The sequence below is a fragment of the Shewanella metallivivens genome, from assembly GCF_028750675.1.
In the GTDB taxonomy this organism is placed as follows: Bacteria; Pseudomonadota; Gammaproteobacteria; order Enterobacterales; family Shewanellaceae; genus Shewanella; species Shewanella metallivivens.
Genome location: NZ_JAQQPZ010000013.1, coordinates 918943 through 936241 on the forward strand (window position 1 = coordinate 918943; position 17299 = coordinate 936241).

General features: G+C 41.7%; 16 protein-coding genes. 4 read left to right on the forward strand and 12 right to left on the reverse strand.

Annotated features, from left to right (window positions below):
• Positions 1 to 8: 8 nt before the first annotated feature.
• Positions 9 to 878 (reverse strand): adenylyltransferase/cytidyltransferase family protein, encoded by an 870-nt coding sequence (locus PQR79_RS16790; protein ID WP_238107512.1) that lies wholly within the window; start codon positions 876 to 878, stop codon positions 9 to 11.
• 227 nt (positions 879 to 1105) lie between these two features.
• Here PQR79_RS16790 and PQR79_RS16795 point away from each other — a divergent pair, with 227 nt between their 5' ends.
• Positions 1106 to 2179 carry a CDP-glycerol glycerophosphotransferase family protein gene (locus PQR79_RS16795; protein ID WP_238107513.1) on the forward strand — a complete coding sequence of 358 codons (1074 nt, stop codon included), beginning with the start codon at positions 1106 to 1108 and terminating at the stop codon, positions 2177 to 2179.
• Between the two features lie 89 nt (positions 2180 to 2268).
• On the opposite strand, the gene PQR79_RS16800 is transcribed toward PQR79_RS16795, so the two are convergent.
• The 4 genes from PQR79_RS16800 to PQR79_RS16815 all read right to left on the reverse strand — a co-directional run bounded on the left by PQR79_RS16800 (position 2269) and on the right by PQR79_RS16815 (position 6310).
• Positions 2269 to 4458: a YjbH domain-containing protein gene (locus PQR79_RS16800; RefSeq protein ID WP_438270825.1), complete on the reverse strand. Its 2190-nt coding sequence runs from the start codon at positions 4456 to 4458 to the stop codon at positions 2269 to 2271.
• Positions 4459 to 4460: 2 nt separating this feature from the next.
• The gene (locus tag PQR79_RS16805) at positions 4461 to 5237 is read right to left on the reverse strand and encodes a capsule biosynthesis GfcC family protein (protein ID WP_238107514.1); all 777 of its coding nucleotides are present in this window, start codon (positions 5235 to 5237) and stop codon (positions 4461 to 4463) included.
• Positions 5234 to 5953: a YjbF family lipoprotein gene (locus PQR79_RS16810; protein ID WP_238107515.1), complete on the reverse strand. Its 720-nt coding sequence runs from the start codon at positions 5951 to 5953 to the stop codon at positions 5234 to 5236. Before PQR79_RS16810 ends, PQR79_RS16805 begins: the two co-directional genes overlap by 4 nt.
• A 90-nt stretch (positions 5954 to 6043) precedes the next feature.
• Complete coding sequence (locus PQR79_RS16815; protein WP_238107516.1) at positions 6044 to 6310, reverse strand: hypothetical protein; 267 nt, start codon at positions 6308 to 6310, stop codon at positions 6044 to 6046.
• 244 nt (positions 6311 to 6554) lie between these two features.
• On the opposite strand from PQR79_RS16815, the gene coaD reads away from it, so the two are divergent.
• A complete protein-coding gene (gene coaD, locus PQR79_RS16820; protein ID WP_238107517.1) occupies positions 6555 to 7058 on the forward strand; it encodes a pantetheine-phosphate adenylyltransferase in 504 nt (167 codons plus the stop codon).
• Positions 7059 to 7108: 50 nt separating this feature from the next.
• On the opposite strand, the gene mutM is transcribed toward coaD, so the two are convergent.
• The 7 genes from mutM to PQR79_RS16855 all read right to left on the reverse strand — a co-directional run bounded on the left by mutM (position 7109) and on the right by PQR79_RS16855 (position 13282).
• Positions 7109 to 7924, reverse strand: coding sequence for a bifunctional DNA-formamidopyrimidine glycosylase/DNA-(apurinic or apyrimidinic site) lyase (gene mutM, locus PQR79_RS16825; protein ID WP_238107518.1), 816 nt, complete (start codon positions 7922 to 7924; stop codon positions 7109 to 7111).
• A 9-nt stretch (positions 7925 to 7933) separates the two neighbouring features.
• Positions 7934 to 8392: a hypothetical protein gene (locus PQR79_RS16830; protein WP_238107519.1), complete on the reverse strand. Its 459-nt coding sequence runs from the start codon at positions 8390 to 8392 to the stop codon at positions 7934 to 7936.
• 227 nt (positions 8393 to 8619) lie between these two features.
• Positions 8620 to 10434 carry a bifunctional molybdopterin-guanine dinucleotide biosynthesis adaptor protein MobB/molybdopterin molybdotransferase MoeA gene (locus PQR79_RS16835; protein ID WP_238107539.1) on the reverse strand — a complete coding sequence of 605 codons (1815 nt, stop codon included), beginning with the start codon at positions 10432 to 10434 and terminating at the stop codon, positions 8620 to 8622.
• An 18-nt stretch (positions 10435 to 10452) separates the two neighbouring features.
• Positions 10453 to 11043 carry a molybdenum cofactor guanylyltransferase MobA gene (gene mobA / locus PQR79_RS16840; protein ID WP_238107520.1) on the reverse strand — a complete coding sequence of 197 codons (591 nt, stop codon included), beginning with the start codon at positions 11041 to 11043 and terminating at the stop codon, positions 10453 to 10455.
• Positions 11027 to 11776, reverse strand: a complete 750-nt coding sequence (locus PQR79_RS16845) for an energy-coupling factor ABC transporter ATP-binding protein (protein ID WP_438270832.1) — start codon at positions 11774 to 11776, stop codon at positions 11027 to 11029. Before PQR79_RS16845 ends, mobA begins: the two co-directional genes overlap by 17 nt.
• A gap of 4 nt (positions 11777 to 11780) precedes the next feature.
• Positions 11781 to 12488, reverse strand: a complete 708-nt coding sequence (locus PQR79_RS16850) for an ABC transporter permease (RefSeq protein WP_238107521.1) — start codon at positions 12486 to 12488, stop codon at positions 11781 to 11783.
• A complete protein-coding gene (locus PQR79_RS16855; protein ID WP_372941249.1) occupies positions 12485 to 13282 on the reverse strand; it encodes an ABC transporter substrate-binding protein in 798 nt (265 codons plus the stop codon). The genes PQR79_RS16850 and PQR79_RS16855 overlap by 4 nt, the downstream gene beginning before the upstream one ends.
• Before the next feature lie 318 nt (positions 13283 to 13600).
• Between PQR79_RS16855 and PQR79_RS16860 the strand changes: the two genes are divergently transcribed.
• Positions 13601 to 14992, forward strand: coding sequence for a sigma-54-dependent transcriptional regulator (locus tag PQR79_RS16860; RefSeq protein WP_238107523.1), 1392 nt, complete (start codon positions 13601 to 13603; stop codon positions 14990 to 14992).
• Positions 14993 to 15045: 53 nt separating this feature from the next.
• Positions 15046 to 17154, forward strand: coding sequence for a sensor histidine kinase (locus PQR79_RS16865; protein WP_238107541.1), 2109 nt, complete (start codon positions 15046 to 15048; stop codon positions 17152 to 17154).
• Positions 17155 to 17299 lie beyond the last annotated feature (145 nt).

Below are 17299 nucleotides of genomic sequence, written 5' to 3' on the forward strand. Positions count from 1 at the left end.
TATTTGAGCTATTTTTCTGTTTCTTTAGGTGTAATATTAAGCTTTTGTTTGAGCACGGTCGAACTTACATTAGGTGTGTAGTCAAAATAGACCATCTCACAGCTCACTTTAGGGTATTTTCCTTTCCAGTCAGAACCCACTGAGATCGCATCGATTTGATATTCATCTACGACTTTTTGCTTGTCTTTGTCAATTTGAGGAATCACTTCATCAACGTATCGATTAGCTTCTAAAATTGAAATACGCTCTTCGAATGGAATAATCGGAGGGCGACCTTTTGATTTTTCAATCAGTTCATCTGTAGACACCCCCACAATCAAGTAATCGCATAAAGCCTTGGTGCTTTTTAAGATATTTAAATGCCCTTGATGAAAGATATCAAAACAACCTGAGGTATACATTCGACGGTACATTTTGTTTGAGGTAGGTTTATTTGAAGGCTCTATTGACGCAAAATCACTTTTTAGGGTTGTTAATAGTTCCGCTGTAAAGATGGCGTCGAGTTGTAACTCATCAGTTAAACTTGGTGCTTTAGGCCATTGATTATCTTTAAATTCTTTTCCGCAAAATTCGGTCGTAAACTCATAACGTGGAATAATATGAAAATGCACAGCAGGATCAACCATCATCAACATTAGGTAGTTGACTTTGTGGCAGTCAAATCTGTGTGTTAACACACTCTCTATATCGGAAATTATCTGTTTTTGTTCATTAGCGGCTTCGGTTGAAATACCTGAGTATTGGTGGACATTCTCTTTGCACACTAACACCATTGAACCAAGGGTGGGTTGGGCTGGTCTGAGTAACAGATACCAGTGCTGATATGACTTAATTAAGCTTTGTGGGTAATCAAATTTTCGTAAAGTGGATTGGGGCATGATAGGGCTTTATTGTTCAAAAGTTTGTTTATATCTTAATTTATCAGCATCTATGAGTCTATCTAAGTAAGGGGATCTCAATGCTATCTTAAAATTTATATCGTTAATGACTATTTTAGACAGCCGTGATCAGTGACTTTAACAGAGATAACAATTTGTTGTTATAATCAATTTTTGGCTGTAGCGCTGCAGCTATTTTCCGATCGTCCAAAAACTAAGAGAGTATTATGTTTATCGTTTTCGATACATTAAATGTGTACTACATCCCACAGTATATGCCAGTCATTCAAGAGTTAACGCTTCGGGGGCACACCGTAAAATTAGTGTGTTATAGCAGTAAAAATGACCAAGAAGCTCTGGCGAAAACATTTGATGAAGTCGGGGTAGAGTGTCTTTGGGTTGCAGATGCTCAAGAAGCTGAACAAGTCTATTTAACGATAAAGCCGGATTGGATATTTTTTGGTAATCAATTTCCGCACTTGGACTCAATACATCAATACTCTAAAACGGCTCAATTAGGCCATGGTGTCGGCCCTAAGCCTTCGTATTATCACAAATCTATTACGCCAATGACGGTGAGGTTTATTGAAGGTTCACTTCGGTTAGCGAAAATTAAACAGTATTACCCAAATGATAACTTTATTGAAGTGGGGTTCTGTAAGCTCGATCCGTTATTTAAGCATCAAGATTTGGGGTTAGATTTAACAGCACTAGGGTTGGACGTCAGTAAAAAAACCATCCTGTATGCACCGACGTTTAATCCAAGTTCTCTAGAGTGCTTTCCTGATAATTGGCCTGATGACTTTAAAGAATATAACATCTTAATTAAGCCTCACTCTTTAACTCAAGTAAGAAAACAATATGCTAATCAACGGACTAAATTAGCTAAGTGGTCGGCATATCCAAATGTTTATGTTGCCAATGAAAACGACATCTCTTTGTTACCCTTTATTCAACATGCTGATATTTTATTGAGTGAAGCCTCGAGTACATTGTTTGAATTTGCTGCGGTCGATAGACCTGTGATTGTGTGTAACTTTTTTAAATTGAAATGGTCTTATCGGGGAATTTTTAAGTATCGTTTTGAGCAGCGTTTTGGTAAAGATAATGTGCTGTATAGCGATATTGGCCTTCATGTGGACAAATACAAGTCATTAATCAAAGCCATTCCAGAGCAGTTAGCTAATCCACAGGCTTACCAAGCCAATAGGCAGCGATATACCAAGGAGCACGTAGGGCCTACTGATGGTTTGGCATCGGTGAGAATCGTAGATTATATTGAGGCATACGATAAGGCTTAAGTGTTGCGAGTCATCGGGTGATTAACAAAAGATATAAAAAAGGCAGAACGTAAATGTTCTGCCTTTTTAATACGAGGTATAAACGTAGGTTATTTCACGGTACTTGGTTTGTTTAGCCAAGGTGCTCTAGCATCAGTACCACCATAGAGCTCAAACTTGCGCCCGAGTTTTTGGCCGCCGTCTCGTGTTAATGGTTGCCAAGCTAAATTGCCACGGTTTGATACTGGCGTAGGCAAGATTGCATCGAAAGGAATGGATATATAAAACCCTTTGGTGAAACTACCTTCACCAAACTCTTCAGCAGAGAGGTTGGTTTTAGATGCAAAGGCGCCCACAATAACGCCGCTGTCAAACTGCTTAGAAAAGTCTACAGTAAAACCACGGTCCTCGGCTAAATACTGGCCGTAACTGACTTTAAGTAGTACATCATCAAACCATTTTGGCTGGTAATAGACACTGGCGTGTCCTGTAAAGGTACCTGTTTGTGCTCTGTAATAGCGACTTGAATCAGCATCATAGTTGATTTCATTTTCGAAGAAACCAAATATGTTGTCTGGATCGCGTTGTTTGACATAGTTTGCGTCAATACCAAATGCCCACTCGCTGTCTAATGGACGATATAAAACTTCACCACCCACACCGCCAAACATCATTTCGAGATAACCAATATATGCCTGAGCATAAATATTCTCACTTAGCTTGTCTAACCAAGTTAGTTGCAAGTTATCCACTCGTACGGGTGTGTCTGATACATATTGCCTCACTAAGGTTCTAACACGTTTAAGATCCGTGCCATCGGGCGGTGTTTCGTATTTAAATTCATCATAGTTATCGAATAAATTAATATAAATAGAGCTACTGACTTCAATATTGTCTGTTAACCAGCGACCTGCAGAACCATTAATACCGAAATTAAAGAGATAGAAGTTTTCAGATCCACCAAAAGACTGAGCCAGTTTCGGCGCAAAACCATAATTCCATTGCTTAGGTGTTTCCCAATCAGGCATGTCGGTTGGCACTACAGGTTCTACAATGGTGGTGCTGTCTTCAATATTGGCATCAATATATTCATGTTGTACTACGCTTTTGAATTGCTTTGCATCAATATGAGTTTCGGTCGTCGGTAAGTGGCCCAGTTCTTCAATGATCTTGAAGGTATTGGCTTGTGGAAATTGATTGGCTAAAATTCGTCCGGCACGATCATGCGCATGTTTTCTGTCACGGTACTTAGTTTGGGTCGCAACAATAGTGACTTCATCATTTTTGATGTAAATCTTGGCCCCTTTGTAGCCCGCATCAAAGGCTAATTGCTTATTAAGCTCGGGTAGATCAACTTTGCGATCAGCAAGGTCTGGCTTGTCGTTAATGATTTGCTTTGGTGATTCGCGCCAATTTGATTTTAAGTCATTAAAGTTTGTCGATAAGCTAAATCCTAGTGTTACGGTATTACCACGCTCGTAACTTAATCTAAAATCTCCCCAATTACTGACTCGATACAATAAGCCGAAATTAAAAGGGCTGCTTTGTGTTAACTCATTACCTGTGCGCAGTGCGGCAAAGTCAGATTGATAGTCGTTACCATCATATTCTACTTTTAAGCGTAATGGTGCCCAGGGTGTTTGGTATTCAATACCAGCAAAAACAGCGCTACAGCCTTTGAACCAACGTTCAAAGTCAATATCGCCCCCCGTGCCTTTATAGCCCGTGTTTCGATTACAATCTACTGACGTTGCTTTGTCTGAATCACTGAAATTACCGCGATTACCGATGTAACCCCAAGCAAAACCAACCGTAGCATCGAATGGGCCGAAACTTTTGGTCATGGCAATATATTCACTATCAAATAAACCTGTTCCGCCAATATCTCTTATGCCGATAGAGGTTTCGGGTATCCAGTAGCTTTCTTCCAATAAACGTAATTTAACGTCGATGCCTTTGTCTGTGTAATAGGTATCACCACTAAAGCTTGGGTCATTACTGTAGAGTACGTCAGGTACTTGAGTGTAGCGTATGGTGGTTTCTAGCCATGGGAATAATTGCAACGACATTGCAGCATGGTAATAGTCTTCATTGAAGGTTGCACTGACATTATATTCACCTTCGGCTGCCATTCTGCCCGTTGGCATTTGAATGAGGCCCACGCCACCAAAATCATATTGCGAAGGTGTCAGCTTTGGCGTTGATAGTTCATCGCTGTGCGCTGTGGCACTGATAGCAATCCCGCTTACCATGAATGAAATGGCAAAAACAGAAGAGACAGTTTGCTTTGCTTGATTCATGGTTAACGTATCCAATGTTTTAATAATTCGAGTATTTGCTGGTTTAATGCTTGTTCGTTTTCTCTCACGCCTTGAAATTCTAAGTAAACAATTGCACCAGGGGCAATATCAATATGTTGCTTATTCCAGTAAGCAATAGGGTATTGATGCAATGTACCATCGGGCTGAATTAACCAAGCGAAACTGTTATTTGAATCACTTAATGGCATTGCGTTATCTAGGTATTCGTTGGCGTGTTGTCTCAGCTCAAATGGTTGTGAGCCATTTTGAGTGACCGCCCCTAATATTGTGACATCTTTAGGTTTAGTTGGGAGCGTGAGTAAATATGAGCCGTTTATAAGCGGATTTAAGGCAGCTTTTAACCGAATAGAATCATAATCTAATGGGATGAATTCACGCTTTAGAAATTGCTGATTTTCAATCCAGGCCGACAACGATTTTAACGATTGAATATGCTCAGGTTTTCCCATGTCGGTATATTGGGTTTTCAGTGCATTTAACACATTACGTTTCTTTTGTTCAAATGCGCTTTCGCTGCTGTAATCGTACAACGCCGCCCCTAGCCAATATATTGCTTCTGGCTGAGTTGTCATTGCAATACTGTGACTGTTTACAAGGCTGTCTTGTATGATCTGTACTAAGCGTGGTGCTTGTTCATATTGCAATGTAATGGGGGATTTATTGTGAACGGTTTGGGTTACCGTAATTAACGTTGAGGCGTGAGTGTATGGCGTGCAAAACACCAATAAAAATAAGCATATTTGAATTAACGGCTTCATTTAACGTCCTTAAATCCATAAGGCTTCAAAAGAGTAATGTCGATATAAGGTAAGTTAGGGGCTATCTTCTGATAACTTTTCATAACAGCGCCATTTGCAGCATCAACCCAAAATTGATTGTCGTATTCAAGGTCGAGACTCGGGATAACAACATGTTCATTAAATTTCTTAAGGTTTAACGGGTTATCATTAATGATTACCGTTTCATCAGCTACGAAGCTAAATGTAGACTGTTGTTCATAGTTAATATGGTAGCCAGGTTGCCAATCGATAGTGCTTTGCCAATGCAGTGGCGTGCTGTTTAAGTGTAGGCCTAATACAAGCGGATCTTGCTGCTCACTAATGAGTTGAATACGGTTACCATAAAATAGGTTAACTGTTTTAAGAAGGCGTCCGTTACGTGTAACCAACATTCCAGCATCCGACGATATCCATTTTAATTCAATATTCTTGGCATCGGGAGGTGTTTCGGGAAGTGTCAGAGGTGTTTCTGCAAGAGCTAGTAATACATAGGCACGGTGTGAATCGTTTACTCTCACATAAATGCTAGAGTAGGGAGTTTGTTCGATTTCAGCTGCTGAAATAGTATCGTCTGGTAAACCGACAACGCTTTCCTTAAGCATGTCACCAATTTGAACAAAAGTATTGCTACAACCGGTTAAAGTAAAAAGGAAGAGAACGAGGAGTAAATATTTTTGATGAAAAATTGAAGACATACGAGCTCAATTCCTTAAGCTATGGTGCAACAATGGTGGAAAATAAAAAAGCACATTAAAAAATGTGCTTTTTTTTATAAAGTTACGAATTTAGTTAGATACTGAAGTCGTAGTAGTACCTGTACCTGTACTTGTTGTAGTGGTGCCGGTACCCGTACCGTTACCACTTTCTTCATTGCTGTCATTTACTGCAGCAGCAATAACACCTACAGTAATAGCACCTGCGACAACAGCTGTACCAACCGTAACACCGCTACCTACAGTTGAAGTTGTTGATTCAGTTGTAACACCGTCTTCTGCTTGAGCTGAACCGATCATTAATAAAGCTGCTGTTAACGCGATAACTGATTTTTTCATATTCAAAGTCTTCCCATAATTTGTCCAAACACACCTAATGGAAGATTAGCATATAATCGACTCACTTCCATATATAATTCGATACTAATGCTTAATAAATATCCAGCGAGATCGAATTGCTAATTTACACGATTTTAATTTTTTTTACAAAAACAGTTTAATTAAAGATCAATTACAATTGGGTTGAATGGTAATGAGCTGTTAAAATCGTTTAAATCTATCATCACGTTCATGGCTTTGTATTATGCATAGAAGAGCAATTTACCCCGGTACGTTTGACCCTGTGACGAATGGCCATACTGATTTAATCGAACGCGCAGCGCGGTTATTCAAACATGTCATTATTGGTATCGCTTCCAATCCGTCAAAACAACCAAGGTTTAGCCTTGAAGAGCGGGTTGCTCAAGTCAATCTGGTTACTGCGCATTTAGATAATGTTGAAGTGGTGGGGTTTACTGGTTTACTGGTCGATTTTGCTAAAGAACAACATGCTAGTGTGTTAGTGCGTGGATTACGTGCTGTATCGGATTTCGAATACGAATTTCAACTAGCCAATATGAATCGCCGTTTAAGCCCAGATCTCGAAAGTGTGTTTTTAACTCCATCAGAAGAAAATTCATTTATATCCTCAACCTTGGTTAAAGAAGTGGCGCTTCATGGCGGCGATGTCAGTCAATTTGTTCATCCCAAAATTGCAGCAGCTCTGAAATTGAAAGTTGAAGAGAGTAAAATTATCCATAAAAATTGACATTCAATAAACCATATTGCTCTGAGGAAAAGTGCAATATGGTTTTATTCCTATCGCTGCTGGCAGATGCCGCAAAATACTGTGGTGCGTTGGCCTAGTTTTATTTCACTTAATATATTGCCACACTGGGTGCAGGTTTCGTTGCCTCGACCGTATACATGTAGCTTTTGGGCAAAATAGCCTGGTTTCCCGTCTGCATTCGTAAAGTCTTTTAGGGTAGTGCCGCCTTGCTTTATGGCATGGGCTAAAATTTGTTTTACTTCGGTGACTAATACAGTTAATTGCTCAATACCAATGCTACCCGCTTCGGCCTGTGGGTGAATGCCCGCTGCAAATAAGGCTTCATTGGCATAAATGTTACCGACACCGACCACAATGTGATTATCCATTAGGCACAGTTTAATGGCTTTCTTTTTGCCTTTTAATGCAGCTTGTAGCTGTTGCGGGCTAAACGCTGCACTTAATGGTTCTGGCCCTAATTTTGACAGCAATGGATGGGCGTCTTCGGGCAGCTCATACCATAGCCAGGCGCCAAATCGTCTGGGATCATTAAAGCGAAGCATACGGCCATTTTCTAACACTAAGTCAATGTGGTCATGTTTTTCTGCAGGCGTGTTACGCGGCAAAATACGTAAGCTTCCTGACATGCCTAAGTGGACGATCGTCATGCCTGCATGGGTGTCGATTAGTAAATATTTAGCGCGGCGACGCACATTGTTAATGCGTTGCCCGACAATATTTTGTGCCACATCTGGTACCGGCCAACGCAGTGAACTGTTACGTACTATCAGCTCACTGACCGTTTGCTCTATAAGGTAAGGGCTTATCCCTTGTCGGGTAACTTCAACTTCTGGTAATTCAGGCATAAAAACTCATTATTTTGATTGAGAAGGTATCGCGAGCACGGGTTGTAAATCGGCGCGTAGGCTTGGCGGTATTTGGTACCAATTTTTGCTTGATGATTGCAATAGGCCATCTTCGGGGAAATATCGCCATTGCTGTGCTGTGTGAATATTGCTAATCGCGATTGTCAGTGTTTGTTCGTAAGTGCCATGTTCAGGTTGAACGGTTAATGGCGAGACACTAATATTTTGCCAAGCTTGGGCCCATTGTTGGCAGTTAAGGACTTGCTCGTGACACCACCACTTATCTTCTTTTTTACTCAGCCAGATGTCATCGAGATGTAATTGTACTAATGGAAGTTGAGGGTCAAATAAAGCGACCACATCATCGGGGACATTTGCGGTTTTGTCATCAATAAATGACAACACACTAATCATAAAGACACTGGCACCGATAATAATGTAGTTCCAATTTTTTCGAGAAAGCGCCATAACAGAGTCCTTTTTATTTGATGTAGCTGTATGCTTTTAGTGTATCACTCAGGCAATAAAAAACGAATCTAGCACAGTAAGGTTCTAGCGGGTTACCAGGGTGTGAGTACCGTTATACGATTGCTGTGGGGATTTAGATTAGCGATAAAGAGAGTGGTTGATAGGGGTAAAGTATAACGTTGCTCGACAATCACTGCGCATTGCAATGATTGTCGAGGCTTGAAGGCTTAAAGTAAATCAGCAAAGGGTTGAATAAATACGCTTTCGCCTGCTGGAATCGTGGCCGTATCGTCAGCGATAACAATTAAACAATTGGCATTGACCATTGAGTTCAACATCCCCGAACCTTGTGCACCGGTGGTTTTCACCTGAATGTTTCCGTTATCAGCAATGCTGTACACGCCACGTAAAAACTCAGTTCTTCCTGTTTTACTTCGCAGATCTTGCTCCGCAATCGCTGGTATAAACTGGGGTTGCCAGTGTGTTTCTCCTGCTAATTTACGAATTGCTGGTTGAACAAATTGCATAAATGACACCATCACCGCGACAGGGTTGCCCGGTAAACCAAAAAATAGACTTTGGTCAATTTTGCCCACAGCTAAAGGGCGGCCTGGACGCATGTTGATGCGCCAGAAATGAGTGCTCCCCACGTTAGCTAATGCCATTTTGATGTAATCGGCATTGCCTACTGACACACCACCTGAGCTGATAACGATATCGGCTTTTGTCGCGGCATCGCGTAATGTACTTGTCAGTGTTTGTTCATTATCGTCGATAATACCGAGATCGATCACCTGACACCCTAGCTTTTTCGCCATCGACAAAATTGTGTAACGGTTAGCGTCGTAAATACAGTTAGGTTTTAGCTCATCTCCAGGCTGGCTAACTTCATCACCTGTTGAAAATACTGCGACAACAGGGCGCTTAAAGATTGGTAGTCGGTTAAAACCAAGTGATGCCATTAAACCAAGCTCAGCAGCACCTAGCCGGCTACCCGCCGCTAAAGCCACTTCGCCTTGGGCGATGTCTTCCCCTGCAAGGCGTACATGCTGACCTTTGGTGATATGGTCAGATTCAAGTAAGGTTAATTGGTTATCTTGCTCTTGAGTCAATTCACGCGGTTGAATGGTGTCTGCGCCTTGTGGCACGGTAGCGCCAGTCATAATGCGTACCGCTTCACCAGACTGTAAAACATGAGGGTAATGATGACCCGCCAATACTTCGGCAACAACGTTGAGTGGTGCTTTTGATAGGTCATCAAATGCAAAAGCATACCCGTCCATTGCTGAGTTTGTTTGTTGGGGTACGTTAATTTCTGAAATGATATCGTGTGCCAATACGCGGTTATCAATATCAATTAAGTCGACGAGTTCGGTTTCTCGTGTTGGTGCCACCTGGCTAAGTACTGTGCTAATGCCTTGAGAAACGCTAATACCTTGCTCAGAGCCTGTTGCTTGTGGGATGTTGGCATCGTTAAAACTAATCGGTAATTGAGCTTTTGGAGCTTGCCAATTTTTTTTGTATTGCTCTACAAAGTCAGCGATTTGTGCCACGTTATTTAAATCTAATCGTGTTAATGAGTCAGGCACTTTCGTGTCTTCGCAGCAGGCAATTGCCACAATATTTTCATCGTGAACATGGATCAATGGCTTATTGTGTGCGGCGCGGTGCAGTTCAATTTTGGGTAATGCGAGTTTTTTAAAGCCTTCAACTAACACAATATCGACTTTATCTGCTTCAATTTGACGAAGTAGGTGCTGCAGTTTTGGGTCATCTTCAACGGGATCTTCCGTCATTAATGCCCAGCGCACATGAGATGCCACAAGCACTTGTTTCGCGCCTGCTTTGCGCATTTCGTAACTGTCTTTACCTGGGATATCAACATCAAAATTATGGTGTGCATGTTTAATCACCGCTAAGCGAATGCCGCGCTGGTTAAGTGCTGGAATAAGTTGTTTTAATAGTGTGGTTTTACCGGTGCCACTGTATGCACAAAACCCTAGAACGGGAATAGGTAATGGATTACTAAAAACTACAGTCATCATGAACCTCTTAATAAATTACTTGGCAATTTGCTGGGCGAGTTGCTGTTTTTGTTCTGGTGTATTGACGTTGACAAAAGCATTTGGTTGGTCAGCAAAACTCTCAATAGCCACTTGATGCTGGCGATACCAAAAATCAATCTTACGCTCTCCGGCATCTAAAAACGCCTGCATTGATGCGGCTAACTGTGGTTTAAGTAATAACACGACAGGTTGCTCACGTTCACCATCACTGGCGACGGCGATATCAGCATTTTGTTCGGTCAATACCGTTAGCAAGCGCTGCGCTAAGTCGTCAGGAAGCATTGGGCAATCGCAGGGCACAACCAACAAATACTCGGCTTGGGTTTGCTTTAGTGCAGTGACCATGCCAGCGAGAGGACCTAAATAGCCGCTGTCTTCGTCGCTAAATACACGATATCCCCATTGTTCATATTGAGCCTGGTTTCGATTAGCATTAATCATTATGTTATCGACTTGATTGCTGAGTTTGTCGAGAGTGTGGCAAATCATGGCCTGGCCATTAAGATCAACTAAGCCTTTGTCATTGCCGCCCATGCGTCGTGCCATGCCGCCCGCTAAAATTACTGCGTCAATCTGTGGTGCCATAATGTAATTCCGTTGTATTAGTCTGATGCACAGTTTCTGCAGTAGGAACATGCATACTGGTATGAATTGTACGTTGTTTAATATGCCAATGTTGTTGACATAACGCGGTGAGGCCACAGATTTGGTGGCTGCTGATCAGTAGACCCGTACCGTCGAGTTTTAACTGATTAATCATAGCAAGCACTAGACGTTGCGACTGTTTATCCATATTTGAAATGGGTTCATCTAGCATGAGTAGTTTGGGCTGAATGATCCATGCCCTAGCAATGGCTAATCGTTGTCGCTCACCACCCGATAAGTCACTAGCGTTATGATTGAGTAAGTCTTCAAGTTGCGCCATGTTAATCGCTTGGTGCATCCGCTCATTGCGCTCACTTGCGGGCGTTTTCAGTTGGTTCAACGCATACGTTAAATTGTATTTTACTGAACCTTCAAATAAATAAGGGTGTTGATGCAAATACACAGCCTTGCCCAGCAGGCTGTCAGGCTGCCACCATGATTTTGGGGCAAAACCCTGGCTAATTATCTGTCCCTCACTGGGGGTAATCAGCCCGGCTAAAATTTTCATTAAGGTTGACTTACCCGAGCCATTGTCACCTTGGAGATAAATAACATCACCTTGTTTAAACGTCAGTTTTTCTACGTTAAATAAGGTAATTTGCTTAAATTTCATCAGTAAATTGTGAGCGTTTATTTGCACGGTTTGCTGCTTTTGTAATGCATCTGAAATCATCATCCTAATGACTCCTTGGGAGGGCTTTACCTCGCAATGAACCTAACAAGAAGTTTAGCACTAAGGCGAGAATTAATAATACCAAGCCTAACGCAATAGCTTGAGCAAAATCGCCTTTACTGGTTTCAAGTGCAATGGCGGTAGGAATATTGCGTGTTACATTCATAATGTTTCCCCCAACCATCATAGAGCAGCCCACTTCAGTTAAAATTCGGCTAAAACCAGCAACAATGGCTAATAACAGTGGTACTCGTAATTCACGACATAATGTCCAAACTGCACGTAACCAAGAGGCGCCTAACGTTCGGGAGGTTTCCCAAGCGCGGCGATCTACACTGGAAAAAGCCGCTTGAGATAAGGCTATTAATACGGGAGCACAAATAAGCATTTGTCCTAAAATCATGCCTTTTTGGGTAAATAGCCATTTTAAATCACCCAAAGCACCATTACGAGTCAACAACAAATACACCAATAAACCAATCACAACTGTTGGAATAGATTGTAGCGTTTGTACTAAATTTATAACGATCCATCGGCCACTAAAATGGCTAAAGGCAAGGATGAAACCTAAGATAATCGATGGGATAATAGTGAGCAGCAGCGCCGCAAAAGACACCGAAAATGAAATGTTAATAATGGCCCATACATCAGGGTCGAAAGATAGCAGCAAGCTAAATGCTTGCTGCAATAGGGCTAACCAGCCTTCACTCATTTCTTATAAGTTGCCTTAAACAATTGCTCTCCTTGCACGGTGAACTCGTTAATCATCGTTTGGGTTGCAGGGCTGATAAACCAATCGCTTAATGCTTTTGCGCCTTTATGATTTAAATCAGGGTATTTTGCAGGGTTAATCAACATAATCTGGTAAGGATTGGCTAACGCTGCGCCACCTTCAAAGCTAATGTTAAGATTTAGTTTAGCTTTATAGGCAATATATGTTCCACGGTCTGTTAATGTGTATGCTTGTAACTCATCAGCCATCAATAAGGTTTTACCCATGCCTTGGCCAACTGAAGTGTAGCCGTTAAAGTCAGGTGTTACGCCCGCACTTTTCCAAATCGCAAGTTCTTTCATGTTGGTGCCCGAGTTATCACCACGAGAAACAAATTTACTCGGCTTATGAGCTATTTTGCCGAAAGCTTCAGCGACATCTTTGCTTGATTTTGCAGCAGCAGGGTCATTTTTAGGCCCTAATACAATAAAATCGTTTTCCATAATGCCACGAGGTTCAATACCAAAACCGTCAGCAACAAATTTTGCTTCGGCGGCAGGGGCATGAGTCATTACTACATCAACATCTCCCTGACTTGCCAGCTTTAAAGCTTTACCTGTACCAGTGGCAATCACTTGCACAGTGTAGCCTGACTCAGCTTCAAATTTAGGTAAAATGGCACTTAATAAACCAGAGTTTTCAGTGCTGGTAGTTGTTGCGAGTTTAATCACTTCGCCAGCTAAAACCACAGGGCTGAACATCGCGCCGCTTAACACTGTAGCGGCTAACAACATACTAACACTTGCTTTGAATTTTAACATTTCCATTCCTTGTTGTATTAATGACCAGAATTCATCTACTTAATTAAATGTCTTTAAGCAAGTTTTTGCTTAATTACCAAAGTCATAAGCAAGTTAAATGCCAAATGGGATTTATGCAAATACACTTCACGGCTAAAATCGAAATTGTGAGCTCGATCTCAAGCTTAAGCAAATTATGTTAGACAAATTGTCCCATGATCACTTTTCTGTGGTTCATAGTGACCCTGTTGGTTGAATTCAATGCTAAAGTGAGCTTAAGCGAGTCAAAATGTCCAAATATAGAGTCTACTTATGAGTTCTGATGTACATACTAATCCTGTAGCACACACTTCAATGTCGGTATTAATTGTTGACGATGAACCTGGCATGCGCAGCTTTTTAAAAAAAGCATTAACCAAAAAGTTTGCTTTAGTTGAAACCGCATCCACCATCGCAGAAGCTGAAGCGATCCGTAGTCAGGGTCATTTTGATTTATTAGTTGTTGATATTCGATTACCTGATCGATCAGGGATTGAATGGCATGAAGCGTTAAATGATCCAGACAGACAGTCTGATATTATTTTTATGACGGGTTATGCCGACATGGATGTCGCGATTAAAGCTCTGAGGGCTGGCGCTTCTGATTTTATTATGAAGCCATTCCATCTTGAGCAAATGATGACCGCAGTTGAACGTTGTATCGAAAAGCGCTCATTAAAACGTGAAAACTTTATGTTACGCCGTGAGCTTGAGCATGGGCAGTCGTCCACCATTATCGGTAATAGTGAAGCCATTCGCGATGTGAAACAGGTTATCGAACGGATTGCGCCAACCAATGCTGTCGTTCTCATTGAAGGAGAGTCTGGCACGGGTAAAGAGCTAGTGGCCAGACAATTACATCAACTCAGTGGTCGTAGTGGGGCTTTTGTACCCGTAAACTGTGGAGCTATAGCACCAGAATTATTGGCCAGCGAGTTATTTGGTCATACAGCTGGCGCATTTACAGGTGCCAAAGGGGTACGTGAGGGCCTTTTTAGTTATGCCTCTGGTGGTACGATCTTTTTAGATGAAATTGGCGAAATGCCAATGAATATGCAAACCGCACTGCTACGAGTACTTGAAGAACGTACCATTAGGCCTGTGGGCAGTGAAAAAGAAATTGAAATTGATGTGCGTGTGGTTGCTGCAACTAATCGGTTATTGATTGATGAAGTTGAGGCTGGGCGTTTTCGTCGAGATTTATTTTATCGGTTAAACGTGCTTAATATTGTCATTCCCTCGTTGCGTTCTCGCCCTGAAGATGTGGTCGAATTGACTCATTACTTTACATTACAGTTGTCACAAGAGCTGGGGATCAAAGACATTATTTGGAGCCATGAGGATCTACAAGTTCTTCAGCAATACGACTGGCCGGGCAATATTCGTGAACTGCGCAATATGATTGAGCGTTGTATCTTGTTAGGTAAACCGCCTGCAGAGTATTGGAGAAAGCCTACCGTCACTGTGATCCCAGAATCAATGGGATACCCATTAGATTGGCCATTAAAAGAAGTAGAAAAACAACATGTTACCCAAGTTGTTGATGCTCATAATGGTAATAAGTCTGCAGCCGCCCGTGACTTAGGTGTGTCACGTAAAACACTGGATCGTAAATACAAAGAGTGGGCTAATCTTGATGACGACACCGATGGAGAAGCGCAATAGTGGCGCAGCCTTCAGGAGTCATCACCCGAGTCTTTGGTATTAGTTGGCAGCAGATGCAGTCAAAGATCCGCTATCGCATTTTATTTCTTACCTTACTGCCAATTATATTAACCTTGGTTAGCCTCGTTTTTATCACGATATATTGGAACGTGATATATACAGGCAAGCAGTTGTTTATGAAGGTAAAGGCCGATTTGGTTGTCGCTGACAATACCTTGTCACAAGTTCAACAGCATCAGCAAGACCAATTGAGCACCATTAGTGGGTCGTGGGGGTTTCAACATGCTTTTCAATTATTGAATCATAAGGATCCTAAGCCAGATAGCGCGGCGATTAATGCGTTAAATATCTTACTGGCGCAAAAGCAACAAGCATTGGGATTAGATTTTTTACGGTTAATCAGTGTGGCAGATGCCGCTGCCGATCCTGACTTACGCCTTATGTTGCATCAAACCCAACAACAAGCTATTTCAGGGTTAATGGTGTTACCTAAAACCCAATTAGCCAGGATAAGTTCATCGCTTGCCGACAAGGCTTTTATTAAACTCGTACCCACTCGGCACGCTACAACGCCAGAGCAAACATCAGAGACGCGCGGTTTATTGAGTCGCACATTAATGCCCGTTGCTGATTTGTCAGGTAATGTCTTTTGGTATTTAGATGGCGGAATTATTTTTAATGGTAATACGACCATTGTCGACCATATTCGTGATCTTGTTTATGACAAAGGGACCTTACCTGAACGCTCTATCGGTACCGTCACCATATTTTTAGACAACATTCGCATCAGCACCAATGTACCTTTAGAACAATTTCCAAGCAAGCAAGAAAAAAATAATCGTGCAATAGGTACATTAGTTTCTGATGAAGTGGGCCAACAAGTGTTAATTGAAGGTGAAACTTGGATTAACCGAGCGTTTGTCTTTAATGATTGGTATATATCGGGTTATTCGCCACTGTACGATATTCGTGGTAAGCGTGTCGGCATGGTGTACGCCGGATTTTCTGAGGCGCCATTTTTACATAATTACTTATTAAACATTATTGAGCTCGGTACCATCTTGGTGATTGTATTATTCTTATCAGGTTTTTTAGTGTATCGCGGGGCTAACAGTTTATTACAACCGATAGAATATATTCACCAAGTTGTCACGGCAGTGCAAGCTGGGCGAAATGTCAGAATTGGTAACCTAGGACTGAATAAAGATAATGAACTGGCCAATTTAGCAGAACAATTTGACCGAATGCTCGACCAACTACAACGGCGTAATGCGCAAATTCAAGCTGCGGCAGAACAGTTAGAAATCAAAGTAGAGCAACGCACTCGTAGCTTGCAAGATAAAACCGAAGAACTTGAACGTAACGTTGCATTATTGCATGCCACTCGCCAACAACTGGTAACCAACGAAAAACTGACCGCATTAGGCGAGTTGATCGCCGGTATCGCACATGAAATTAATAATCCCACAGCAGTCATTTTGGGCAATATGGAGTTACTTAAATACGAACTCGGTGATGACGCTAAAGCTGTTGAAGAAGAAATCGACTTAGTGATTCAGCAAGTCGGTCGGATCACCACAATTATTCGCAGTTTATTGCAGTACAGCCGCCCGGGTGAATTTAACGCACCTATTGAGTCCCAAGCGATTACTCCGATTGTCGAAGAGGTACTGCTATTGGCGCGTCACTCAATTGAACAGCAAAAAGTTGAGTTAGTCAAAGAGCTGAATGCTACAGGTATTGTTGAAGTTAACAGACCGCAATTATTACAAGTGCTAATCAACTTAATGGTTAACGCAGCCCATGCGATTGTAGACAGTGGCCGTATTTGGGTAAGAACCTACGATTGGGTTGAAGATGGCCATAGTGTCGGAGTGAAAATTGAGATTGAAGATGAAGGCATAGGGATCAGTAAGGAAGATTTAGGCCGTATTTTCGATCCATTTTACACCACTCGTAAAGATGGTACTGGGTTAGGTTTGTCTCTAAGCTACGGTATTATTAAGCGCCTTGGTGGCACCATTGAAGTCAAGTCAACGGTCGATGTTGGTACGGTATTTACTATTGGCTTATACCATAAAGCAAAAGAAGATCAGCAAGCTGGACCGTATGATGGTTTGCAGTTTGGTGACAATTTTATGCCAATCCGCATTGATAAGTGACCACTCGGTATGCGTTCTGCGGTTTTTAATTAAGGCGTCGCTATGTCGTCATAGTGGTTCCCAAATAGCGAGAATGCAGAGCAAAAAATTCCATTTAAACTCTCGTTGAGCCATCATTTATTGACGCGCAATGGTATGTTATAAA